The sequence below is a fragment of the Streptomyces sp. CAI-85 genome, from assembly GCF_013363615.1.
Lineage (GTDB): Bacteria > Actinomycetota > Actinomycetes > Streptomycetales > Streptomycetaceae > Streptomyces > Streptomyces antibioticus_B.
Map to the genome: position 1 here is coordinate 1 of NZ_JAANNX010000047.1, position 21732 is coordinate 21732.

Annotated in this window: 23 protein-coding genes and 1 riboswitch; of the genes, 11 read left to right on the forward strand and 12 right to left on the reverse strand. The window is 70.5% G+C overall.

The features are described from left to right. A partial coding sequence (locus G6W55_RS29500; RefSeq protein ID WP_303049948.1) for a DnaB-like helicase C-terminal domain-containing protein occupies positions 1–446 on the forward strand: 446 nt, incomplete at its 5' end. Positions 447–450: 4 nt separating this feature from the next. Here the strand turns inward: G6W55_RS29500 and G6W55_RS29505 are convergent. Next, on the reverse strand, positions 451–1017 hold the full coding sequence (locus tag G6W55_RS29505) for a dihydrofolate reductase family protein (protein WP_175523814.1): 567 nt from the start codon (positions 1015–1017) through the stop codon (positions 451–453). Positions 1018–1153: 136 nt separating this feature from the next. Between G6W55_RS29505 and G6W55_RS29510 the strand changes: the two genes are divergently transcribed. Continuing rightward, complete coding sequence (locus G6W55_RS29510) at positions 1154–2539, forward strand: serine hydrolase (protein WP_175523815.1); 1386 nt, start codon at positions 1154–1156, stop codon at positions 2537–2539. 57 nt (positions 2540–2596) lie between these two features. On the opposite strand, the gene G6W55_RS29515 is transcribed toward G6W55_RS29510, so the two are convergent. Further along, positions 2597–3049 (reverse strand): GNAT family N-acetyltransferase, encoded by a 453-nt coding sequence (locus G6W55_RS29515; RefSeq protein ID WP_175523816.1) that lies wholly within the window; start codon positions 3047–3049, stop codon positions 2597–2599. 9 nt (positions 3050–3058) lie between these two features. Next, positions 3059–3523: a MarR family winged helix-turn-helix transcriptional regulator gene (locus G6W55_RS29520; RefSeq protein WP_030794959.1), complete on the reverse strand. Its 465-nt coding sequence runs from the start codon at positions 3521–3523 to the stop codon at positions 3059–3061. Between the two features lie 139 nt (positions 3524–3662). Here G6W55_RS29520 and G6W55_RS29525 point away from each other — a divergent pair, with 139 nt between their 5' ends. Continuing rightward, on the forward strand, positions 3663–4895 hold the full coding sequence (locus G6W55_RS29525) for an MFS transporter (protein WP_175523817.1): 1233 nt from the start codon (positions 3663–3665) through the stop codon (positions 4893–4895). Between the two features lie 69 nt (positions 4896–4964). Next, complete coding sequence (locus G6W55_RS29530; protein ID WP_175523818.1) at positions 4965–5387, forward strand: heme-binding protein; 423 nt, start codon at positions 4965–4967, stop codon at positions 5385–5387. A gap of 67 nt (positions 5388–5454) precedes the next feature. On the opposite strand, the gene G6W55_RS29535 is transcribed toward G6W55_RS29530, so the two are convergent. Beyond that, the gene (locus G6W55_RS29535; protein ID WP_175523819.1) at positions 5455–6321 is read right to left on the reverse strand and encodes a GNAT family N-acetyltransferase; all 867 of its coding nucleotides are present in this window, start codon (positions 6319–6321) and stop codon (positions 5455–5457) included. Positions 6322–6462: 141 nt separating this feature from the next. On the opposite strand from G6W55_RS29535, the gene G6W55_RS29540 reads away from it, so the two are divergent. Continuing rightward, positions 6463–7095 carry an HAD family phosphatase gene (locus tag G6W55_RS29540; protein WP_175523820.1) on the forward strand — a complete coding sequence of 211 codons (633 nt, stop codon included), beginning with the start codon at positions 6463–6465 and terminating at the stop codon, positions 7093–7095. A 25-nt stretch (positions 7096–7120) separates the two neighbouring features. Here G6W55_RS29540 and G6W55_RS29545 read toward each other — a convergent pair whose 3' ends face one another. The 5 genes from G6W55_RS29545 to G6W55_RS29565 all read right to left on the reverse strand — a co-directional run bounded on the left by G6W55_RS29545 (position 7121) and on the right by G6W55_RS29565 (position 10902). Next, complete coding sequence (locus G6W55_RS29545; RefSeq protein ID WP_030794944.1) at positions 7121–7603, reverse strand: NUDIX domain-containing protein; 483 nt, start codon at positions 7601–7603, stop codon at positions 7121–7123. A gap of 124 nt (positions 7604–7727) precedes the next feature. After that, positions 7728–8633 (reverse strand): LysR family transcriptional regulator, encoded by a 906-nt coding sequence (locus G6W55_RS29550; protein ID WP_175523821.1) that lies wholly within the window; start codon positions 8631–8633, stop codon positions 7728–7730. 228 nt (positions 8634–8861) lie between these two features. Beyond that, positions 8862–10028 (reverse strand): cystathionine gamma-lyase, encoded by a 1167-nt coding sequence (locus tag G6W55_RS29555; RefSeq protein ID WP_175523822.1) that lies wholly within the window; start codon positions 10026–10028, stop codon positions 8862–8864. Next, positions 10025–10516 (reverse strand): low molecular weight protein-tyrosine-phosphatase, encoded by a 492-nt coding sequence (locus G6W55_RS29560; RefSeq protein WP_175523823.1) that lies wholly within the window; start codon positions 10514–10516, stop codon positions 10025–10027. Before G6W55_RS29560 ends, G6W55_RS29555 begins: the two co-directional genes overlap by 4 nt. Before the next feature lie 8 nt (positions 10517–10524). Then, positions 10525–10902, reverse strand: coding sequence for a phage holin family protein (locus tag G6W55_RS29565; RefSeq protein ID WP_078634115.1), 378 nt, complete (start codon positions 10900–10902; stop codon positions 10525–10527). Between the two features lie 58 nt (positions 10903–10960). On the opposite strand from G6W55_RS29565, the gene G6W55_RS29570 reads away from it, so the two are divergent. The 4 genes from G6W55_RS29570 to G6W55_RS29585 all read left to right on the forward strand — a co-directional run bounded on the left by G6W55_RS29570 (position 10961) and on the right by G6W55_RS29585 (position 13288). Continuing rightward, positions 10961–11278 carry a cupin domain-containing protein gene (locus tag G6W55_RS29570; RefSeq protein WP_175523824.1) on the forward strand — a complete coding sequence of 106 codons (318 nt, stop codon included), beginning with the start codon at positions 10961–10963 and terminating at the stop codon, positions 11276–11278. A 160-nt stretch (positions 11279–11438) separates the two neighbouring features. Beyond that, the gene (locus G6W55_RS29575) at positions 11439–11651 is read left to right on the forward strand and encodes a DUF5326 family protein (protein ID WP_175523825.1); all 213 of its coding nucleotides are present in this window, start codon (positions 11439–11441) and stop codon (positions 11649–11651) included. A gap of 208 nt (positions 11652–11859) precedes the next feature. Then, a complete protein-coding gene (locus G6W55_RS29580) occupies positions 11860–12732 on the forward strand; it encodes a helix-turn-helix domain-containing protein (RefSeq protein WP_175523826.1) in 873 nt (290 codons plus the stop codon). 109 nt (positions 12733–12841) lie between these two features. After that, positions 12842–13288: an SsgA family sporulation/cell division regulator gene (locus G6W55_RS29585; protein WP_175523827.1), complete on the forward strand. Its 447-nt coding sequence runs from the start codon at positions 12842–12844 to the stop codon at positions 13286–13288. Between the two features lie 160 nt (positions 13289–13448). Here G6W55_RS29585 and G6W55_RS29590 read toward each other — a convergent pair whose 3' ends face one another. After that, entirely contained in the window at positions 13449–15269 is a 1821-nt protein-coding gene (locus G6W55_RS29590) for a YibE/F family protein (RefSeq protein ID WP_309243846.1), read from the reverse strand. Positions 15270–15616: 347 nt separating this feature from the next. Next, positions 15617–15805, forward strand: a riboswitch (TPP riboswitch). Between G6W55_RS29590 and thiC the strand changes: the two genes are divergently transcribed. Together thiC and G6W55_RS29600 are read left to right on the forward strand one after the other, a co-directional pair. Beyond that, positions 15798–17606 (forward strand): phosphomethylpyrimidine synthase ThiC, encoded by a 1809-nt coding sequence (gene thiC, locus G6W55_RS29595; RefSeq protein WP_217687544.1) that lies wholly within the window; start codon positions 15798–15800, stop codon positions 17604–17606. It overlaps the preceding riboswitch by 8 nt. 57 nt (positions 17607–17663) lie before the next feature. Next, positions 17664–19151: a VWA domain-containing protein gene (locus tag G6W55_RS29600; RefSeq protein WP_175523828.1), complete on the forward strand. Its 1488-nt coding sequence runs from the start codon at positions 17664–17666 to the stop codon at positions 19149–19151. Positions 19152–19221: 70 nt separating this feature from the next. Here G6W55_RS29600 and G6W55_RS29605 read toward each other — a convergent pair whose 3' ends face one another. Beyond that, on the reverse strand, positions 19222–20100 hold the full coding sequence (locus G6W55_RS29605) for a hypothetical protein (protein WP_175523829.1): 879 nt from the start codon (positions 20098–20100) through the stop codon (positions 19222–19224). Positions 20101–20336: 236 nt separating this feature from the next. After that, positions 20337–21425: a metallophosphoesterase gene (locus G6W55_RS29610; RefSeq protein ID WP_175523830.1), complete on the reverse strand. Its 1089-nt coding sequence runs from the start codon at positions 21423–21425 to the stop codon at positions 20337–20339. Positions 21426–21732: the final 307 nt, after the last annotated feature.

A 21732-nucleotide genomic window follows, 5' to 3' on the forward strand; every position in this document is an offset into this window, starting at 1 on the left:
TGATGGAGATCCGCGCGAAGTGCCGTCGGCTGAAGCAGCGCAACGACATCAAGCTGGTCATCATCGACTACCTCCAGCTCATGCAGGCCGGCGGCTCCAAGCGTTCCGAGAGCCGTCAGCAGGAGGTCTCGGACATGTCCCGGAACCTCAAGCTGCTGGCCAAGGAGCTGGAGGTCCCGGTGATCGCCCTCTCCCAGCTCAACCGTGGCCCCGAACAGCGCACCGACAAGAAGCCGATGGTGTCCGACCTGCGTGAGTCCGGCTCCATCGAGCAGGACGCCGACATGGTCATCCTGCTCCACCGTGAGGACGCCTACGAGAAGGAGTCGCCGCGCGCGGGCGAGGCGGACATCATCGTCGGCAAGCACCGAAACGGCCCGACGGCCACGATCACGGTGGCCTTCCAGGGCCACTACTCCCGCTTCGTGGACATGGCCCAGACGTAGCGGCTCAGCGCCGCGTCTCGTACCTGGTCATGACCACACCGCCGGGAAACGTGCGCGTCTCCACCAGGTTCAGGTTCACCCAGCCGTCCACCGCGGTGAAGAACGGCGTGCCGCTGCCCACGAGGACCGGATGGGTGGCGATCACGTACTCGTCGATCAGTCCGGCGCGCAGGGCCGCCCCGGCGAGGGTCGCGCCGCCGATGGTCATCGGGCCGCCGTCCTCGGCCTTGAGCCGGGTGATCTCGGCGACCGCGTCACCGGTGACCAGGCGGGTGTTCCAGTCGACCTTGTCGAGCGTCGAGGAGAACACCACCTTCGGGGTGTCCCGCCAGTTCCGCGCGAACGCGATCTCCGCCGGACCGGCGTCGGGCTGCTGGTCGCCGGTCGGCCAGTAGGAGCTCATCGCCTCCCACAACTTGCGCCCGTACAGCGTCAGCTCACTCGCCTGCTCCTGCTCCAGCCACCACTGAAACAGCTCATCACTCGGCGTCCCGCCCCACCCGATGTCATCGCCGACCGCGGCGATATAGCCGTCCAACGTCAGATTCATGCCGTAGATCAATTTCCGCATGACCCAGCCTTCCGTCCGAGGGTGCCCCAGTGTGGACCGGCGGGGCGCGGGAAACTCATCGGCGCGCGATCCGGGCTCGCCGGTCGTCCTCGTGGATGGATTCGACGCAGGGCGCTCGGGCGGGTGGACTGGGGGTATGACGACTTCTCAGGATGAGTTGCTTGCCGGGACGCGGCGGGCGTTGTTGCGGCGGGTTGCTGTGGCGCAGGCCGAGGGGCGGGCGCCTTCTCTTGTTGCTGCTGTGGTGCGGGGTGGGCGGGCCGTGTGGCACGGGGCGCGGTCGATGGTGGACGGGCATGTGCCGGACGAGCGGGTGCAGTACCGGATCGGGTCGATCACCAAGACGTTCACCGCCGTTCTCGTGCTGCGGCTGCGGGACGAGGGGGTGTTGGACCTCGGTGACCCGTTGGAGAAGCATCTGCCGGGGACCGGCGTGGGGGAGGTCACGGTCGCCGAGTTGTTGGCGCACTCCGGTGGGTTGGCCGCGGAGACGCCCGGTCCTTGGTGGGAGCGGACGCCCGGGGCCTTGCGGCCGGGGCTCGGGGATGTTCTCGGGGAGCGGCCCGTCGCGCATCCGGCCGGGCGGCGGCATCACTACTCCAATCCCGGATATGCCGTTCTCGGCGCCCTGGTGGAGGAGTTGCGCGGTGCGTCCTGGGAGGAGGTACTCCGGCGTGAAGTGCTCGAACCTCTGGGTCTTGACCGTACGAGTGTGCGGGCGCAGTCGCCGGCCGCGGGCGGGTGGGCCGTGCATCCGTGGGCCGATGTGATGATGGCGGAGCCGACCGAGGACTACGGTCCGATGGCTCCCGCCGGGCAGCTCTGGTCGACGACCGGTGATCTCGCTCGGTTCGCGGCCTTTCTCGTCAGGGGTGACGACCGGGTGTTGAGCGAGGAGTCGCTGCGGGAGATGCGCACCGCCGCGGCCCCTTCCGAGACCGCCGATCTCGCGGTCGGTGCCGGCTACGGGCTCGGTCTCCAGATCCAGCACCAGGACGGACGGCTGCTCGTGGGGCACTCCGGATCCGTGCCGGGCTTCCTGGCCAACCTCACCATCGGCGTGGCCGACGACGTTGCCGCGGTGGTCCTCGCCAACTGCACCTCCGGGCCGACGCTGTCCCAGGTGGGCGCCGATCTCGTCCGGATCGTCGCCGAGGCCGAGCCGCGGATTCCCGAGCCGTGGCGGCCGCTGAAGGAGGTGGAGCGGTCCCTGCTGGAGCTGGCAGGCCCCTGGTACTGGGGGACCAGCGCCTCCGTGCTCCGTGTGACGGCCGACGGGCTGCTCTCCCTGGCGCCGCTGTCCGGCGGCGGCCGCCGGTCCCGGTTCCGGCCGAACGGAGACGGCACCTGGACCGGCCTGGAGGGGTACTTCGCCGGAGAGCCGCTGCGGGCCGTACGCCGCCCGGACGGGACCGTGGACCACCTGGACGTCGGCTCGTTCGTGTTCACACGGGAGCCGTACGACGAGACGGCCGCTGTGCCCGGTGGAGTGGACCCGGAGGGATGGCGGGGGATCGGCTGACCGCGGCCCCGCCCCGAGAAGCGCTGTGTTTCACGTGAAACACAGCGCTTCCGGCGTTCAGAGCGACAGCTTGAAGCCCACGTGCGTGGCCTCGAAGCCCAGTCGCTCGTAGAAGCGGTGGGCGTCGGTGCGGGTGCTGTCGGACGTGAGCTGCACCAACTGGCAGTTCTCGCGCCGGGATTCCTCGATGGCCCACTCGATGAACCGGGTGCCCAGACCGCTGCCGCGCTCATCGGCGTGCACCCTCACGCCCTCGATGACGGACCGGGTCGCACCGCGCCGGGACAGCCCCGGAACGATCGTCAACTGAAGTGTGCCGACGACCCGCCCCTCCCGCACGGCCACCACCAGACGCTGGTTAGGGTCGGCGCTGATCCGCTCCAGGGCGGTGAGGTACGGGGTGAGGTCGTCGGGTGACTCGCGCCGGGCGCCCAGCGGATCGTCCGCGAGCAGGGCGACGATCGCGGGGACGTCCTCCGTCACAGCCGGCCGGATTTCAAGATCTCCCATGGCCGCACCCTATGCGGCGGTGGCCACCTTCAGGGATTCCACGACCCGGACCAGCGGGGCCAGTTCGGGATTGCGGGCGGCCTCGTCGAGGGCCTCACGCAGCGCCGCGTCATTGGTCGGCCGGGCCGCGTCGAGCAGCTCCAGTCCAGCCGCGGTGACGTTGGTGTAGATACCGCGCCGGTCGGTGGGGCAGAGGTAGCGCTCCAGCAGGCCGCGGTCCTCCAGGCGGGTCACCAGCCGGGTGGTCGCGCTCTGGCTCAGGACGACCGCGTCGGCGACCTGCTTCATCTGGAGATGGCCGCCCTCACCGTCGTGCTGCCGGCTGAGCACGTCGAGCAGCGAGTACTCGCGCACGCTCAGATCGTGCCGGGACTGGAGCGCGCGCTCGATGTGGGCCTCGATCCTCCCGTGCAGCAGAGCGAGGGCGGACCAGCCCTGGGCGAGGGCGGTGAGCGCGGGGTCCGTGGCAGTCATGGGTTCCTCCGTCCCGGAGCGGCTGACATCCAGGATAGAGCAGCCGCGCAATAGTCGTCGGTTGCATATAGCCCGCGTCTGCAACTATTGTGAACGCATGCAAAGCGCTCCTGCAATCGTCTGGGAAGGTGTACCACCCATGCCTCTCGCGCTTCTGGCCCTCGCGATCGGGGCCTTCGGAATCGGCACCACGGAATTCGTGATCATGGGCTTGCTGCCCGAGGTCGCTGGCGACTTCGGGGTCTCCATCCCCACGGCAGGCTTCCTGGTGACCGGCTACGCGCTCGGCGTGATGTTCGGCGCCCCGCTGATGACCGTCCTCGGCACCAAGATCTCCCGCAAGCGGATGCTGATGCTGCTCATGGGCCTGTTCATCATCGGCAACCTGCTCTCCGCCGTCGCCCCCGTCTTCGCCGTGATGCTGATCGGCCGCGTGGTCGCCTCGCTCGCCCACGGCGCCTTCTTCGGCATCGGCTCCGTCGTCGCGGCGGACCTGGTCGCCCCGGACAAGAAGGCCGGCGCCATCGCGATGATGTTCACCGGACTCACCGTCGCCAACGTCGTCGGCGTCCCGCTCGGCACCCTCGTCGGGCAGAGCGTCGGCTGGCGGGTCACCTTCGCCGTCGTCGCCGCACTGGGCGTCGTGGGCCTGGTCGGCATCGCCAAGCTGGTCCCCGAGCTGCCCCGCGCCGAGGGCGTGCGCCTGCGGCACGAACTCGCCGCCTTCAAGAACGCCCAGGTCCTGCTCGCCATGGCGATGACCGTCCTCGGCTTCGGCGGAGTTTTCGCGGCCATCACCTACATCGCGCCGATGATGACCCATGTGGCCGGCTTCGCGGACGGCTCCGTCACCTGGCTGCTGGTGCTGTTCGGGCTCGGCATGGTCGGCGGCAACCTCATCGGCGGCAAGTACGCCGACCGCGCCCTGATGCCCCTGCTGTACGTCTCCCTGGGCGCCCTCGCCGTCGTCCTGGCGCTCTTCACCCTCACCGCGCACCACAAGGTCCTCGCGGCCGTCACGATCGCCCTGATCGGCGCCCTGGGCTTCGCCACCGTCCCGCCGCTCCAGAAGCGCGTCCTCGACCAGGCGCACGGCGCCCCGACGCTCGCCTCGGCCGTCAACATCGGCGCCTTCAACCTCGGCAACGCCCTGTCCGCCTGGCTCGGCGGCCTCGTCATCGCCGCCGGCCTCGGCTACACCGCCCCCAACTGGGTCGGCGCCGCCCTCGCCGCCGCGGCCCTCCTCCTGGCCTTCGTCTCGGCCGCACTGGAACGCCGCGCCGGCAGCCCCAGCGCGCCCGGTACCGACGCCCCCGGCGCTGTCGTCACCGGCGCGACGCCCGCCGAGCACCGGACGCCCGTCTCCCACTGACGACGGCCTCCCCCTCGTCCCGCCGCCCCATCGGCAACCCTCCGCAGCACCACAAGGAGAAACATCCCCATGAGTACCACCACTGCCGTCGCCCCCCTGACCATCCAGGACGCCGAGGCCCTCGTCACCGCCGCCCGGCAGGCCGCCGAGGCCGCAGGAGTCACGGTCAGCGTCACCGTCCTGGACGCGGGTGGCCATCTGCTGGCCTTCCGACGGGACGACCGCGCCGTACTGATCTCCGGTGAGACCAGCACCCGCAAGGCGTACACCGCGCTCCAGCTCGACACCCCGACCGCCGACCTCGTCGACGCCGTACAGCCCGGCGGACCGTTCCACACCCTGCCCACCGCGCTCGACCGGCCGCTGCTGTTCATCGCGGGCGGGGTGCCGGTCCACCGCGACGGCCGTCTGATCGGCGCCCTCGGCATCGGGGGCGGCGCCCCGGAGCAGGACCACGCCTTCGCCACGGCGGCTCTGAAGACGCTCGTCTGAGACCACGGACGCACGACGCCGGTTCCCCTGGCCCCAGGAGAACCGGCGTCGTCGTTGAAGGATCCGCTCAGCCTGCCGCCACCGTCAGCGGAGCGAAGCGCCGCCGCCAGTCGCCGGGCAGCTCGGCGATGCCGTACGTCATCACGGCGTTGAAGGCGACCGACTCCAGACCTCGCTCCTTCGCCCAGGCGAGCAGTTCCTCGTGGCGCACGTCGATGTCGGTCCTCAGAGGCCGGTCGGTGTGCGCGGCCAGCGAGGCCAGCAGGGCCTTCGCGGTCTCCGTGTCCCGGGCGATCAGCGGGCCCACGACGTGGGTGTCCATGTTCGGCCAGGCGGCCGCGTAGCCGATGATCCGGCCGTCGGCCTCGGCGACGCGCACCTGGTCGGCGAAGGCCGGCAGCCGGGTGATCACAGGGGTGCGGTCGGCGCCGAACACCTCCTCGTCGAGCCGGAGGAGCGTGGGGAGATCCTCGGCCGTGGCCGCCCGGGTGCTGACCTTCGGCTCTGTGTCCTCGGGGCGGAAGCGGCCGCGGACCATCTCCGCGCGGCCGGTGGTCTTGAAGCCCAGCTCCTCGTACAGCGGACGCCCGTTGGGGGTCGCGTGCAGGGTCAGCGGGGTGGTGCCCATGTCGGCGATCACATGGCGCATCAGCTCTCGTCCGATGCCCTTCCGGGCGTGCCGCTCGGCGACCAGGACCATGCCGATCGCCCCGAGGACCGGGTTGCCGTACGGACCGTACTCCGTGACCACGCAGGCGGTGATCAGGCCGCCGTCGGGGTCGTCGACGCCGTACCCCTTCCCGGCGGAGAGCAGGAGGCCCCACTTGTGTTCCTCGCGTGGCCACCCCCGATCCTCGGACAAGTCGGCGCAGGCGATGAGGTCGCTGTGCGTCAGACGGCGAATGGGCAGAGCGCTGGGGGAAGGAGTCGGCACGCAGGTCAGGCTGTCCGACTCGGGGCCTCGGCGTCCACCTGATTCCCCTGAGACGTACGTGCTTTTGGCCATGCCGTCGACCAGCGCACCCCGCGCAGGCGAAGCGGCCTGTTTCACGTGAAACATCGCTAGCCTCGGCCCATGGCGAGACTTCATCTCTTCGACCTCGACGGCACCCTGCTGCACGGAACGTCCGCGCCGCTGGAGATCTCCCGCCAACTCGGTTTGCTGGCCGAGACCATGGCGCTGGAGCAGGCGATCTCCGCGGGGCGCATCGGGCCACCGGAGTACGCGACCCAGGTGCACGCCCTGTGGACACGGCTCACCGAGGAGCATGTCGTGGCGGCGTTCGAGGGGGCTCCCTGGCTGGCGCGGATTCGCGAGGTCTGGACGGAGATCAGTGACCGAGGGGAGTACTGCGCCGTCGTCTCCCTCTCGCCGTCCTTCTTCGTGGAGAGGCTTCTGGGCTGGGGTGCGCACGCGGCCTATGGATCACGGTTTCCCGCGATCCCGTTCACCGAGCCCGTGGACCCGGCCGGGGTGCTCAGTGCGCAGGCGAAGGTGGTGATCGCCGACCGGCTGTGCGCGGAGTTCGGAGTGACCCGCGACGACTGTGTCGCCTACGGCGACTCGCTCTCCGACAAGGATCTGTTCGCGGCGGTCCCGGTGTCGGTCGCGGTCAACGCCGACCGTCATCTGGCCGGCATCGCCACCCACTCCTACGCGGGCACGGATCTGTGGGACGCCTACGCATTGGTGCGCCCCGCCCTGTAGTGGAGAGGAGAGCCGGCGAAGCGCCTCAGCCCAGATCGGGCGCGTGCATGGCGCGGACGCCCTCGATGTTGCCGTCCAGGTAGTGCCGCAGGGAGAGCGGGACGAGATGGACGGAGGCGATCCCGACCCGGGTGAACGGTACGCGGACGATCTCGTACTCGCCCGCGGGCTCGTCGATCTCGGGGCCGTGGCGCAGGCCGGGGTCCATGGACTCCAGGCGGCAGACGAAGAAGTGCTGCACCTTCACACCGGTGGTGGCGGCATCCTCGCCGATGTGCTCGACGGTGTCGACGAAGCAGGGCACGACATCGGTGACCTTGGCGCCGAGTTCCTCGTGCACCTCTCGGTGCAGGGCGTCCACGACGGTGGCGTCGTCGGGTTCGACCCCGCCGCCGGGCGTGAGCCAGTACGGATCCACACCGGGCTTGGTGCGCTTGATCAGGATCAGGTCGTCGCCGTCCAGCAGAACGGCACGGGCGGTGCGCTTGACCACGGGTCGGACGGTCATGGGAGAAATGTGGCCCGGTTGGTTCCACGTGAAACATCGCGAAACGTCACTGGCCGAACCTGCTCCGTGATCTTCTCCCAACTGCCCGTCCGTTCCCGCTTCTCGGCCGTACGCGACCGTCTGTTCAGCACCACTCGGCGGCCGCGCCCAGCAGCCGGTCGTGGGCCCGGGCGACATGCGGCATTGCCAGGGTGCCGGCGCGCACCACCAGGACATAGGTCCGCAGCGGCGGCACCGCGGGCTCGTGCGGGGCGACGACCTCCCCGCGCTTCAGTGCGGCGGCGCAGAGGTAGCGGGGCAGAACCGCCAGGCCCGCCCCCGCGATCGCGCAGGCGAGGACCGCGCGTAGATCGGGGACGACGACCGTGCCCGAGGCGGCCGGCCGGGCGTCGAAGACGGCCGCCCAGTACCGGGAGACCAGCGGCAGCGACTCGTGCACCTCCACCACCGGCAGATCCTCCAGCGCGGCGGCGCCGTCGCGGCGCAGTCTGCCGGCGTCGATCCGGTCGGCCCAGTGGGGTGCGGCGACCAGGACATGTTCCTCGTCGCAGAGCGGGGTGGCGGTGAGCAGCGCGCCGCGCGGCCGGGCGGCGCTGATGGCCAGGTCGTGGTGTCCGGCGGCCAGGCCCTCCAGGACCTCCTCGGCGGTTCCGAAGGAGGCCCGCAGGGTCAGCCCCTGGCCGTCGTCGCCGCACAGTTCGGTGAGCGCGGGCAGGGCGCGCTCGGCGGTGAACTCCGGTGGTCCCGCCAGATGCAGGGTCCGCAGCGAGGAGTCGTCATCGAGGCCGGTCTCGGCGATCTCCACCAAGGCGTCGAGATGCGGGGCCGCCTTGTGGGCGAGTTCGTCGCCCATGGCCGTGGGGGTCACTCCGCGAGGCCGGCGCAGAAAGAGCGGACGGCCCACTTGCCGTTCAAGGGTGCGGATCTGGGAGGTGACGGCCGGCTGGGACAGACCCAGCAGGGCGGCGGCGCGGGTGAAGGAGCCGGCCCGGTGCACGGTCACGAAGGTGCGCAGCAAGGCCAGATCCATGAATCGTCCCCACCTCTCCGCCCTGGTACGCGGCTCCTGGGCAGCCCCAACTATAAATAAGTCGATAGGTCGCTGCCGCTACTGTGATTGGACACTGACACAGAGTCAACTAGCCTTGTTCGCGCGGTTCTTCGCGCGCGGAACCGAGGACGGTCCGAGCCACGAGGGGGGAGGCTCGGACCGTCCGTTGTACGTAGAGAGACCGCCGCGGGGGCGTCCGTAAGCCGGTCATCGCGCCGATTCCTTGAGCGCGCGCAGCACATCCGCCACCAGGTCCTCCGGGTCCTCCGCCCCCACCGACAGCCGGATGAAGCCCTCCGGCACGGCGTCACCGCCCCAGCGCCCGCGCCGCTCGGCCGTCGAACGCACCCCTCCGAAGCTCGTCGCGTCGTCCACGAGCCGCAGTTCCTCCAGGAAACGCTCGGCACGCGCGCGCGTGGGCAGCGTGAACGACACCACGCAGCCGTAGCGCCGCATCTGCCGTGAGGCGACCGGGTACGAGGGGTCGTCGGGCAGTCCCGGATACCGCAGCCCGCTCACCTCGGGGCAGGCCCGCAGCGCCTCGGCGACGGCCAGCGCGGTGGCGCTCTGCCGCTCGACGCGCAGATGCAGCGTGGCGATCGACCGGTGCGCCAGCCACGCCTCCATCGGCCCCGGGATCGCCCCCACGATCTTGCGCCAGCGCCGTACGGCGGTCATGGCCTCGCCGGTCCGCCCGCTGACGTAGCCGAGCAGGACGTCGCCGTGACCGGTGAGCTGTTTGGTGCCGCTGGCCACCGAGAAGTCGGCGCCGAGTTCCAGCGGGCGCTGCCCGAGCGGGGTCGCGAGCGTGTTGTCCACGGCCACGAGAGCGCCCCGCGCGTGTGCCGCCTCGACGAGCCGCCGGATGTCGCACACGTCGAGCCCCGGGTTCGACGGCGACTCGATCCACAGCAGCCGGGCGCCGTCGAGGGCGTCCAGTTGGGCGTCGCCCGCGGTCGGCGCGGTCCGCACCTCGATGCCGTACGCCTGCAACTGCGCGCGCACCAGGGGGAAGACCTGGTAGCCGTCGCCGGGCAGGACGACGGTGTCGCCGGAGCGCAGCAGGGAGAAGAGCACGGACGAGATCGCGGCCATCCCGGAGGCGAAGGCGAGCGTCTCGACGTCCTCCTGCCCGGGGGCCTCCAACTCGCCCAGGGCCCGCTCCAGGTGGGTCCAGGTCGGGTTCTCGTCGCGGCCGTAGGTGTACGGGCCGGTGGGCTCGCCCGGCAGATGGAAGTGGGCGGCGAACACCGGTCCCGGCAGGGTCGGCTCGTACTTGACCGGCTCGGGCAGTCCCGCGCGCACCACGCGCGTGCCGTCACCGGTGCTCTCGGGCCGCGGTGTGTCCCGGCCGTCCGCGGCGGGTCCGCTCATGTCGTGCGTCCTTCCAGTTCTTCACGTACCGCGGCGAGCAGTCCCGCGCCGGCCCGCTCCACCATCTCCAGGCACTCCACGAAGCCGTCCCGGCCCCCGTAGTAGGGGTCGGGCACGTCGAGGTCGTCGCCCGCGCCCGGGTCGTAGGACCGCAGCAGCCGTACCTTCGCGGCGTCCCGCGGTGAGGGCGCGAGGCGGCGCAGGGCCTTGAGGTGTCCGGTGTCGAGGGCGATCACCAGGTCCCGGCGGGCGAACCAGGACGGCTCGAACACCCGGGCCGCGTGGGCGAGGACATAGCCGTGCTCCCCGAGGACGGAGAGCGTGCGGGGATCGGCGTCCTCGCCCTCGTGCCAGCCGCCCGTGCCCGCGCTGTCGACCTCGACCACCGAGTCCAGCCCGGCGTCCGCCACCCGCGCGCGGAAGACCGACTCGGCCATCGGCGAGCGGCAGATGTTGCCGGTGCAGACGAAGCAGACGCGGTAGGTCATCGTGGGATTCAGTCCTCGTCGGGCAGGACGACGTTGAGGGCCCAGGAGACGACGGAGATGATCAGGCCGCCGACGACCGCGGTCCAGAACCCGTCGACATGGAAGGCCACGTCGAACACGTCGGCCAGCCACGACGTCAACAGCAGCATCAACGCGTTGACCACCAGGGTGATCAGGCCGAGCGTGAGGATGAACAGCGGGAAGGTCAGCACCTTCACGATCGGCTTGACCAGGAAGTTCACCAGGCCGAAGAGCAGGGCCACGACTATGAGGGTGCCGGCCTTCTTGGCCGTGCTGTCACCGGACAGGGTGATGCCGGAGACCACCCAGACGGCGACCGCCAGGGCGCCCGCGTTGGCGATCGTCTTGACTACGAAATTCTTCATGTGTCTGATCGTGGCAGAGAGATCGGCAACGAGCACCGGGCGAGGGCGGACAAACTCGATGAAGGCATTCCGGTTGGATGAACTGGAGGCGGAGCGGGCCGCCAACGACGGCGCCTACCTCCAGTTCCTGCGGGAGCGGAACATGTCGGTCGGGCTGTACGCGCTCGACGCCGGCGCCGCCGATCCCCAGAGACCGCACAGCCAGGACGAGGTGTACTTCGTGGTGAGCGGGCGGGCCTCGCTCACCGTCGGCATGGAGACGACCGAGGTGGCGCGCGGGAGTGTGGTGTACGTCCCGGCCGGAGTCGCCCACAAGTTCCATCACATCAGTGAGGATCTGAGGGTCATGGTGGTGTTCTCTCCGCCCGAGGCGTGACACCGGGTCTCGGGGTTCCCTAGGGGATCGTTCAGGGGAGGACAAGGGGCGCGAGGCGTCCGCCGGACCCCCTCGCGGATCTAGCATCGACCGCAGGACATGTAAAAGCGGATCCGGCCCGTCAGCGGCGCCGGACCACCGAAGGAGGAGGACAAGGGCGATGCGTGAGATCTTCGCGGGACTGCCGTGGTGGGTGAAGTGGGTGGCGGTGCCGGTCATCGCCCTCGTCGTGTTCGGCGGTCTGATAGCCAGCATCCTCGGCTTCGTGATCGCCCTGCTCTTCAAGCTGCTGGTCTTCGTCGCCCTGGTCGGCGGCCTGATCTACGTCGTACGGAAGTTCCTGTCGAGTTCCTCCTCGCGCGGGGACTGGTGAGCGGTGGCCGAGACCGGTGACCGGTAACGGGAATCACCGGTTCCCTCGGCCGGGGGAAGTTTCCCTCGCAGCCCGGCTGCGAGCGGTGGCAGGCGGTTAAAGTCCGGAGTTCGACGCGGGGGCCACGACCCCGCGAGCGGCGTACCTCCCCTCCCGTGTTCCCCGCACGGGCCGCCCCCCCTCGCGCCTTCGGAAGTGACCCTTGGCCATGGTTGACACCGCATCAGCGGCACCGCAGGCACCCCCCACCCGCCCCCGCTCCACCACACCCCCGCTCCAGCGCCCACCCCGCGCCGCGGCACCCCGGGCCACGGTCCCCGAGCAACCGCACCCGACCGTCACCCTGATCGGCTCCGTACAGCGCGCCATGCGGCTGCTGGAGTCCGTCGCCGAGCACCACGGCGGCGCCCCGGCCAAACAACTGGCCCGGGAGACGGGGCTCGCTCTGCCCACCGCCTATCACCTGCTGCGCACCCTGGTGCACGAGGGATATCTGCGCCGCGACAGGGGACTCTTCTTCCTCGGCGAGGCGGCCGAGCGGCTGGCCGGCAGCGGAGCGGCGCAGAAACGTCGCAGCACGGTCGCCGACACCCTTGCCCAGTGGCGCGATTCGATCGGTGCCCCCGTGTACTACGCCCGCTACCGGGAGGGCGAGGTCGAGGTCATGTACGTCGCCGACACCCCCGGCAATCCGGCGGTCGAGGAATGGGCGGACTTCCGCGAGACCGGCCATGCCCACGCCATCGGCCAGTGCCTGCTCTCCCAGGTCGACGAACCGACCCGCCGCGACCACCTCGCCCGCTACCCGGTGCAGTCGATCACGCCGTACACGGTGCGTGACGACACCAGCCTTCTGCGACGGCTGGAAAGGACGCGACGGATGGAACCGGTCGTCGAACGACAGGAGTACGCACTGGGGGCGGTGTGCGCCGCGATCCCGATCACGGTGGGCACGACGGCCGCGACACTGGCCATTTCCCTGCCCGCACGCCATGCCGACCGGTTGCTTCCGGCGGCCCGACAGCTTCAGAGCGAGATCGCGCGCAAGTTGGGGTCAATCGCGATCTCTATCAGTATCTGAAAACTCACTCCTTGTGATCTGTCGTGCACGTTCAGCAAGATACCCGCAGTGTCAGGGGTTGATTCCCGGCCAGTCGATGGCAGATGACGGCAGATGACGGGGTAGGGCGATGCGCGAGTCCGTACAGGCGGTACAGGCAGAGGTCATGATGAGCTTCCTCGTGTCCGAGGAACTCTCGTTCCGCATCCCGGTGGAGCTGAGCTACAAGGCCCACGATCCCTATGCCGTACGGCTCACCTTCCACCTTCCCGGGGACGCCCCGGTGACCTGGGCGTTCGGCCGTGAGCTGCTCATCGACGGGGTGGGCCGGGCGTGCGGCGAGGGGGATGTGCGGGTCTCGCCGGTCGATCCCGATGTGCTGGGCGAGGTGCTGATCCGGCTTCAGGTAGGCGGCGACCAGGCGCTGTTCCGTTCCTCGGCGGCGCCGCTGGTGGCGTTCCTCGACCGCACGGACAAGCTGGTCCCGCTGGGCCAGGAAGGCGCGCTCGCGGACTTCGACGCGCATCTGGACGAGGCGCTGGACCGGATCCTCGCGGAGGAGCAGAGCACGGGCTGAGCCGCAGGCGCCGAGGGGAGGCGGAACGCTTCGCCATGGGGTGGGGTTGAGAAGGAACGGTTCTGCGGGGTGGGGGTCGGTAGATGTCGAGGGGCGGCGGCGGTGAGCCGCGGGGCGCACGAGGGGGCCGGGGTTTCCGTGCTCGTGCGCCCGAGGCGTTTCAGCGCTTACGGCGTCGGCCCCTTCCAGTGCTGGCGCGCGGCGGGGTCTGGGGCTGTGTCTGGGTCTGGGTCTGGGACTGCTTGGTTCGGGCCGCGCCGGCTGTTCCGGGGTCCGGGCGGTCGGCCGCGACCACGAGCGCGGCGAGGGCCGTGGTGACCGGTACGGACGCGACCAGGCCGATCGAGCCCACCAGCGTGCGCACGATCTCCTCCGCCACCAACTCGCTGTTGGCGACCGTGCCGACGCTGCTCTGCGCGATCGAGAACAGCAGCAGGAGCGGCAGCGCGGCGCCGGCGTAGGCGAGCACGAGCGTGTTGACCACGGACGCGATGTGGTCGCGGCCGATGCGGATGCCGGCCCGGTACAGCCCGCGCCAGCCCATCGCGGGGTTGGCCTCGTGGAGCTCCCAGACCGCCGAGGTCTGGGTGACCGTGACGTCGTCGAGCACACCGAGCGAGCCGATGATGATGCCCGCGAGCAGCAGACCGCTCATGTCGATCGACGGGTACAGCCCGTGGATCAGGCCGGTGTTGTCGTCCGTGTTGCCGGTGAGCCCCGCCCAGTCGATGAAGACCGAGCCCAGAACGCCGATCAGCAGCAGCGAGATCAGCGTGCCGAGCACGGCCACTGATGTGCGGGCCGACAGCCCGTGACACAGATACAGGGCGATCAGCATGATCGCGCTGGACCCCACCACCGCCACGACCAGTGGGTTCGACCCCTCCAGGATCGCGGGCAGGATGAAGAAGTTCAGGATGAGGAAGCTGATCGCCAGCGCCACCAGGGCCATGACGCCTCGCAGTCGGCCCACGAGCACGACGGCGACCGCGAAGATCAGCGCGAGCACCGCCAGCGGCACCCGGCGGTTCACATCGGTCACCGAGTACTGGAGGTCCCGCGGCGCCGAGGGCTCGTAGGCGACGATGACCTGCTCGCCCTCGTGCAACTGCCGTGACTGGTCCGGCTGGACGATCTCGGTGAACGTACGGCCCTTGTCCTTGCCGGTGTCCACACGGATCGTGGCCTTCTTGCACGTCCCGTTCGCCTGCTGCACGGCCGAGGAGCCCTCGGCGGTGGAGGTGTCACCGGTCGGTGTGCCGCCCGAGGCGTTCACCGACGAGCAGCTCACGCTCACGACCTGGGTGACCGTGGCGTGCTGGGTCTGCCGGTCGAAGCCGACGCCGGTGCGCTCGTGCGCCGGGGCGCCGCCCGGCCACAGCAGGGCGAGACCGACCAGCACCGCCCCGGCGAAGGGGATCAGGATCGCCCCGATGACCTTGCGCAGGTGCTTGGAGACGGGGGCGGCGGGGCCGTGGCTGTGGCTGTGCGAGTGGCCGTGGCCGCCGCCGGAGCCGTGGCCGTTGCCGGGGCCGTGTCCGCCGCCGTGACCGGCACCGGAGCCGTGACCGTCGTGGCCGTGTCCGCTGTCGGATTCGTCGGTGGGGGTGTCGTCGGGGTCATGGCTGTGGTCGTAGCCGTGTTCGTGCTCGCGCCCCTGCCGCTGGCCGGGTTCGGGGCCGTAGCCCTGCCCGTGGTCGAAGTCCCGTTGCCCGTAGGGGTCGCCGGGGCCGGGGCGGCCGTAGCCGTAACCGCCCCCTGGGCCGGGGCCGGTACCGGGGCCCTGGGGCTGCCCCTGCCCGGATGGCGTCCCACCGGGTCGTTGCCCTTGCCCTGGGCCCTGCCCCCGTCCCTGACCCTGCCCCCGTCCCTGCCCCTGGCCCGGCCCTTGCCCCCGCCCTTGGCCGGGCCCCTGCGCAGGCCCCTGCCCCTCGGGATTGTGCCGAGGACCTCCGAGATCCGGCCGCTGGTGCGCAGGCACGGGTCGTTGGGCCCCGGTGCTCGGTCCCGGTCCGCCAGGACCAGGACTGGGACCAGGCCCCCGCCCCTGCCCCGTCGATGCGCCCCCGCCGTACCCCGGCCCTGGCCTCGCCCCCGGCCCCCGCCCGCCACGGTCGAACCCACCACCGGGCCCGCTCTCTTGGCTGAAATCGCGGTCGTCTCCAGCGGCACGGCCCGGGCCGTTGCCGGGGCCGCCGCCGGTGCCGGGCCTGCGCGGTGGCTCGGGTGAGTACGGGGGCTGGGGTGTCGAGGTCACCGACCGATCATCGCAAGAACGAAAGGGGCCCTCTGTTCACCGCGCCCGAATTGACGCTAGCGTGGAGCCACCTTTGCACACGCGGGAGCTCGGAGCACCGGGCTGAGAGGGCGCTGACCTCCGTCTTCGCGATGTTTCACGTGGAACGTCACTTCGCTGAGTGATGTTTCACATGAAACATCGGTGGACGGTAGCCGCTGCGTCGACCGCCGAACCTGTTACCGGGTAATGCCGGCGTAGGGAGTAGGTCTCATGACCAACAAGGACGTACGCACGCCTGCCTTGACGCAGAACGCGGCCGGCGGAGACGCGGCCGATGTGAGCGGCGGAGAGGCTGGAAAGTCCATCGGCTGGCACAAGGGATACGTCGAGGGCACTCGCCCTGATCTGCGTGTGCCGGTCCGTCAGGTGCATCTCACGAACGGGCAGTCGGTCACGCTGTACGACACCTCCGGCCCGTACACCGATCCGCTCGTCGACACGGACGTCCGCAGGGGGCTGGCGCCGCTGCGTGAGAACTGGATCATCGCTCGCGGTGACACCGAGGAGTACGCGGGCCGCCCCGTCCGTCCTGAGGACGACGGCATCAAGCACACCTCGCCGCGCGGCGGACTGCGCAACCTCGACGCGGTGTTCCCGGGGCGCCCGCGCCTGCCGCGTCGCGGCCGGGACGGCAGCGCGGTGACCCAGCTCGCGTATGCCCGCCGTGGTGAGGTCACGCCCGAGATGGAGTACGTGGCCATCCGGGAGAACATTTCTCCCGAGGTCGTACGCGAGGAGATCGCGGCGGGCCGCGCGGTGTTGCCGGCCAACGTCAACCACCCGGAGATCGAGCCGATGATCATCGGCAAGCGGTTCCTGGTGAAGGTCAACGCCAACATCGGCAACTCGGCCGTGACGTCCTCCATCGAGGAGGAGGTCGAGAAGATGACCTGGGCGACGCGCTGGGGCGCCGACACGGTCATGGACCTGTCCACCGGTCGCAACATCCACACCACGCGGGAGTGGGTGCTGCGCAACTCCCCCGTTCCGATCGGCACGGTGCCGCTCTACCAGGCGCTGGAGAAGGTCGACGGCCGGGCCGAGGAACTGACCTGGGAGATCTACAAGGACACGGTCGTCGAGCAGGCCGAGCAGGGCGTGGACTACATGACCGTCCACGCGGGGGTCCGTCTCGCGTATGTGCCGCTCACCGCGAACCGCAAGACCGGCATCGTCTCGCGCGGCGGCTCGATCATGGCGGCCTGGTGCCTCGCGCATCACAAGGAGTCGTTCCTGTACGAGCACTTCGAGGAACTCTGCGAGATCCTCGCCGCCTACGACGTCACCTACTCGCTGGGCGACGGTCTGCGGCCGGGCTCGATCGCGGACGCCAACGACGAGGCCCAGTTCGCGGAGTTGCGCACCCTCGGGGAACTCAACACGATCGCCAAGCGTTTCAACGTACAGACCATGATCGAGGGCCCGGGACATGTCCCGATGCACAAGATCAAGGAGAACATCGACCTTCAGCAGGAGATCTGCGATGAAGCTCCGTTCTATACGCTCGGCCCGCTGACGACGGACGTCGCGCCGGCCTACGACCACATCACCTCCGGTATCGGCGCCGCGATGATCGCCTGGTGGGGCACGGCGATGCTCTGCTACGTCACGCCCAAGGAGCACCTGGGCCTGCCCAACCGGGACGACGTCAAGACCGGCGTCATCACCTACAAGATCGCCGCCCACGCGGCCGACCTCGCCAAGGGGCACCCCGGCGCGCAGGAGTGGGACGACGCCCTGTCCGACGCCCGCTTCGAGTTCCGCTGGGAAGACCAGTTCAACCTCGCCCTGGACCCGGACACGGCCCGTGAGTTCCACGACGAGACCCTCCCCGCGGAACCGGCCAAGACGGCCCACTTCTGCTCGATGTGCGGCCCGAAGTTCTGCTCGATGAAGATCTCCCAGGACATCCGCCGTGAACACGGCGGCACCCGTGCGGAGGTCGAGGAAGGAATGGCCCAGAAGTCGAAGGAGTTCGCGGCTTCGGGCAACCGGGTCTACCTGCCGTTGGCTGACTGACGGACTCCTGCCGGCCCGGCAGAGGGCTGTCGGGCCGGCAGACGGCAGACTGGGGGTATGACAGCGGGATCCATGAGCAAGGGTGCCAATCTGGCGGTCGACGCGGGTGTGGTGCGGGCGGAACTCAGTTGGGCCGTGAAGGGGGGTGGGCCGGATGTCGACGCGTCCGCGCTGCTGCTCACCGAGGCCGGGCGGGTGCGGGACGACGGGGACTTCGTCTTCTACAACCAGCCGCGGCACACCTCCGGAGCCGTGACCCATCTCGGGAAACAGGACGTCGGCGGGGTCATGACCGACACCGTCCAGGTGGACCTGCGAGCACTGGAGAACGGCATCGCGCGGGTCGTGCTGGGCGCTTCGGCCGACGGCGGCACCTTCGGACAGGTGGACGGTCTGACGCTGCGGCTTCTCGACGCGGGCGGTCAGGGCGAGTTGGCCCGCTTCGAGATGCGGGCGGACTCCGAGACGGCGTTCATCGGCGGCGAGCTGTATCTGCGGCAGGGGCGCTGGAAGTTCCGCGCGGTCGGCCAGGGGTACGCGTCCGGACTCGCCGGGCTGGCCACGGACTTCGGGATCAGCGTCGACGAGGAGCCGCCCGCCGCGGCTGCCACACCATCAGCCACGGCCCCGTATGCGCCTCCCGTCCCTCCGACTCCGCCCGTCCCGCCCGCTCCGTCCGCTCCATCCGCTCCGTTCACTCCGTCGACTCCGGCCGCTCCGCCCGTCCCGAACACTCCGCCCGTCGCTCCTGCTCCGTCGTCCTCCGGGCTCCGCCCCCGTCTCACCAAGGGCGAGGAACAGCTTCCCGTCGACATGCGCAAGCGGCTGTCGTTGCGCAAGGAGCAGGTCGCCGTGAGTCTCAGCAAGCGGGGTGCGGCGGGGGTGACCGCGCGGGTCATCCTCGTGCTGGACGCGTCCGGCTCGATGTCGTTCCTGTACTCGGGCGGCGTGGTCGCGGACGTCGTGGAACGCATGGCGGCCGTGGCGGCGCAGCTCGACGACGACGGGGAGATGCAGGCGTGGACCTTCGCCAGCAACGCCGCCCGTCTCCCGGACCTGCGGCTGGGCGAGCTGCCCGAGTGGCTGCGGCTGCATGTGCGGGTGGGCGAGATCAGTCTGTTCCGGCGGAGCAAGAAGCCGCGGAAGGGTCTGGAACCCGGGCAGGTCGACATGCGCGCGGTCGGTATCCAGAACGAGGAGCAGAAGGCGATCGCCGAGGTCAGGGCGTATGTGCGGGAGACACCCGCGCCCGTGCCGACCCTGGTGCTGTTCTTCTCCGACGGCGGGGTCTACCGCGACGCGGCGATCGAGCGGGAGCTGCGGGAGGCTGTCGAGGAGCCGATCTTCTGGCAGTTCGTGGGCCTCGGCCGCTCCAACTACGGCGTCCTGGAGCGCTTCGACCGGCTGCCCGGCCGTCGCGTCGACAACGTGGGCTTCTTCGCGGTCGACGACATCAGGACCGTACCGGACCAGGAGCTGTACGACCGGCTGCTGTCCGAGTTCCCGTCCTGGATCACCGCCGCCGGCCGGGCGGGCATCCTCTGAGCCCACAAGCACAACGCACTCGGCTTGCGCGCCCCGCGTCCGGGGGTTCCCGGGGGCGCAAGCCGGGTGCCTATTCCGGCTGGTGCTCCGGGCCGCCGAAGTCCGGGCTGGTGTAGTCCGGGCTGCTGAAGCTCGGGCGCGGTCCTGCCGCCCGGCCGTCGTCGGGGCTGCTGAACCCCGGACGGTCGTAGCCGATCTTCGGCAGGCGGCCGGTCGGGGCCGGAGGAGCCGGGTCGGGGTGGAGGAGGGCCGTCGTACCGGGGTTGGCGAGGGCCTCGCGCAGGAACGGGACGATGCCGCGTTCCAGGACGGCTTCTCGCCAGGCGTCCTTGGCCCGGGCGACCTCCTCGCTCAGTTCTCCGTAGGGTCCCGCCGTCAGGGAGGGCTGGTTGCGCAGGGCGGTGAGCAGCAGCCCGACGGTGGCGACGAGGATCGCGGCCGCGGCCACCGCCCCGAACGCCCAGCCGACGTTGAGCATGGCCTGTGCGACCGTCTGCTCGGGGGCGATCGCCTTGAGGAGGTATCCGACGAGCAGGAAGATCACCGCGGCGGTCCCGGCGAGGACGGGCGTGAGGACGGCGGCGACCGCGACGGCCCCCGCGCCTGCGGCCTCGGCGGCCTGGGCGGCGTCCCCCATGGTGGTGGCGAGGCCCATCGCGCCCGTGGCCGGTTCCGGGGAGCCGGACTCGTGCGAGGACGACGCGGGCGGTGCCGGATGGCGCAGTTCCTCGCGGACCTTGACGTAGTGCTGGTACTCGGTCGCCGCGGCCGCCGTGATGAGCGCCGAGGCGTTGAGCGCCATGGTGCGCAGTTGTTCGGTGTTGAGCCGCTGTCCCACAGCGGCCAGTTCCGGGTGGTGTGGGGCGGAGCGCAGCGCCTCGTCGAGGATCCGCTCGTACTCCTGGCGGTCCTCGCTGAGCAGGTGCTGCGGAACGCTGTTCATGTGCATCCCCCGATGCTCCGTAGGGCTTGGGGCTCGCATGCCAACGAGCCGTCGGGCAGAAACGGAGGGGAGCCTGCTACGGATAGTCCGATGGTAGAGCGGCGACGGCCTGGGGTGACAGGGGGTTTGCCGAAATTGGCCGTCGGCCCGTGCCGGCTCGCACCGGCCCGGAGTCGCCCTCGACCGGTGCGGCGCCGGGGCGCGCGAGGCCCCGGCGACGTCGGGATATGCCGCCGGAACGCTCAGCTTTCCAGGGGCAGTTGCTGGACCAGCAGTTTCCCGGCCATCGTGACGCCGCCGTCCATGGCGATGGCCAGTCCGTCGGCGTAGACGTGCGGTCCTTCGACCACCGGGTCGCGGTGTTCCTCGCCGTCCTCGGAGCCGACTTCGCCCAGCAGGTAGGGAATCGGGCTGTGGCCGTGAACGATGCGGGTGCCGCCGTACGTATCGAGCAGGGAACGGACGGCGTCTGCACCCCCCTCGTCGCGGAAGGAGAACCGCTTGGTGAACTTGCGGAACAGGTCCCACACCTCGTCCGCGTCGTTGCGCGTGATCGTCTCGCGCACGGTGTCGTTGACCGCCTCGATCGAGTCGCCGTAGTCGAGGTAGGCGGTCGTGTCGGAGTGCACGAGGAGATGTCCGTCGACCTCCTCGACGGCGTCGAGGCGGGCCATCCACTGGAGGTGGTGGTCCTGGAGGCGGTCCATGTCGTACTTCTGGCCGCCGTTGAGCAGCCAGGCCGCCTGGAAGGTGGCGGTGCCGGCCCCGGAGTTGACGGGGGTGTCGCCGAAGCGCTTGGCGCCGAGCAGGAGCAGCTCGTGGTTGCCCATGAGCGCCTTGCAGTAGCCGCCGGACGCGGCGGCCTCGGCGGACAGCCGCATCACGAGGTCGATGACGCCGATGCCGTCCGGACCGCGGTCGGTGAAGTCGCCGAGGAACCAGAGCCTGGCGGTGCCGGCGCACCAGTGTCCGGCGGCGTCGATCAGGCCCTTCTCGCGGAGCGCGGCGATCAGTTCTTCGAGGTAGCCGTGCACGTCGCCGACGACGAACAGCGGGCCCGGTCCTGCCGAGGGCACGGGCGCCGGGGCCGGGGCGGGCGCCGGGTCGACGGTCACCTGGAGCGTGTCACCCCGGTTGATGACGGGCAGATCGCGCTGCGTCGGGGTGTAGCCGGCCGGCGGGTCCAGCGGGTCGTGGACGGGCGGCGCGGCGTTGCCGGGGGGCGTGCCCTGGGCGTACGGACCGGTCTCGTGGACATACGCGGGCACCCGGAAGTCGCGCAACGTCGCCGTCCGCTCCACCTCGGGTCCCTGACCGGCCCCCTGAGTCATCAGACCCCTCCACCATCGCGCCGCATCTGCACCTTCGGGCCGCCTGGTCGCAGCAGCCGGCGGTGCCGTGGGCCCATCATAGGAATGCGGATCGTGCCGTGTGATGACCCAGGGGTCATGAATCGGAGCAAGGCCCCAGTTCATCGCGGCTTTCGCCCCGATTGGGCCGGGCTTCGTCAGCGGTCGATCTACGACGGAGTACGACCCCGAGGGTCCCCAAGAGGTCCCCGGGCGGGGCGAGTCGAGTGCGCCGGGGGCGCCCGGGAGGGTGCGGGCGCCTCGGGGGAGCCCCTGAGAGAGCCCCTGA

Bases quoted from the DNA above. Each gene is read 5' to 3' on its own strand.
- G6W55_RS29560 (WP_175523823.1), bottom strand. From the start codon at position 10,516: ATGACCTACCGCGTCTGCTTCGTCTGCACCGGCAACATCTGCCGCTCG.
- G6W55_RS29530 (WP_175523818.1), top strand. From the start codon at position 4,965: ATGAGTACCACCACTGCCGTCGCCCCCCTGACCATCCAGGACGCCGAG.
- G6W55_RS29525 (WP_175523817.1), top strand. From the start codon at position 3,663: ATGCCTCTCGCGCTTCTGGCCCTCGCGATCGGGGCCTTCGGAATCGGC.
- thiC (WP_217687544.1), top strand. From the start codon at position 15,798: ATGACCAACAAGGACGTACGCACGCCTGCCTTGACGCAGAACGCGGCC.
- G6W55_RS29580 (WP_175523826.1), top strand. From the start codon at position 11,860: ATGGTTGACACCGCATCAGCGGCACCGCAGGCACCCCCCACCCGCCCC.
- G6W55_RS29610 (WP_175523830.1), bottom strand. From the start codon at position 21,425: ATGACTCAGGGGGCCGGTCAGGGACCCGAGGTGGAGCGGACGGCGACG.
- G6W55_RS29555 (WP_175523822.1), bottom strand. From the start codon at position 10,028: ATGAGCGGACCCGCCGCGGACGGCCGGGACACACCGCGGCCCGAGAGC.
- G6W55_RS29550 (WP_175523821.1), bottom strand. From the start codon at position 8,633: ATGGATCTGGCCTTGCTGCGCACCTTCGTGACCGTGCACCGGGCCGGC.
- G6W55_RS29570 (WP_175523824.1), top strand. From the start codon at position 10,961: ATGAAGGCATTCCGGTTGGATGAACTGGAGGCGGAGCGGGCCGCCAAC.
- G6W55_RS29585 (WP_175523827.1), top strand. From the start codon at position 12,842: ATGCGCGAGTCCGTACAGGCGGTACAGGCAGAGGTCATGATGAGCTTC.
- G6W55_RS29575 (WP_175523825.1), top strand. From the start codon at position 11,439: ATGCGTGAGATCTTCGCGGGACTGCCGTGGTGGGTGAAGTGGGTGGCG.
- G6W55_RS29515 (WP_175523816.1), bottom strand. From the start codon at position 3,049: ATGGGAGATCTTGAAATCCGGCCGGCTGTGACGGAGGACGTCCCCGCG.
- G6W55_RS29505 (WP_175523814.1), bottom strand. From the start codon at position 1,017: ATGCGGAAATTGATCTACGGCATGAATCTGACGTTGGACGGCTATATC.
- G6W55_RS29520 (WP_030794959.1), bottom strand. From the start codon at position 3,523: ATGACTGCCACGGACCCCGCGCTCACCGCCCTCGCCCAGGGCTGGTCC.
- G6W55_RS29600 (WP_175523828.1), top strand. From the start codon at position 17,664: ATGACAGCGGGATCCATGAGCAAGGGTGCCAATCTGGCGGTCGACGCG.
- G6W55_RS29540 (WP_175523820.1), top strand. From the start codon at position 6,463: ATGGCGAGACTTCATCTCTTCGACCTCGACGGCACCCTGCTGCACGGA.
- G6W55_RS29565 (WP_078634115.1), bottom strand. From the start codon at position 10,902: ATGAAGAATTTCGTAGTCAAGACGATCGCCAACGCGGGCGCCCTGGCG.
- G6W55_RS29545 (WP_030794944.1), bottom strand. From the start codon at position 7,603: ATGACCGTCCGACCCGTGGTCAAGCGCACCGCCCGTGCCGTTCTGCTG.
- G6W55_RS29605 (WP_175523829.1), bottom strand. From the start codon at position 20,100: ATGCACATGAACAGCGTTCCGCAGCACCTGCTCAGCGAGGACCGCCAG.
- G6W55_RS29510 (WP_175523815.1), top strand. From the start codon at position 1,154: ATGACGACTTCTCAGGATGAGTTGCTTGCCGGGACGCGGCGGGCGTTG.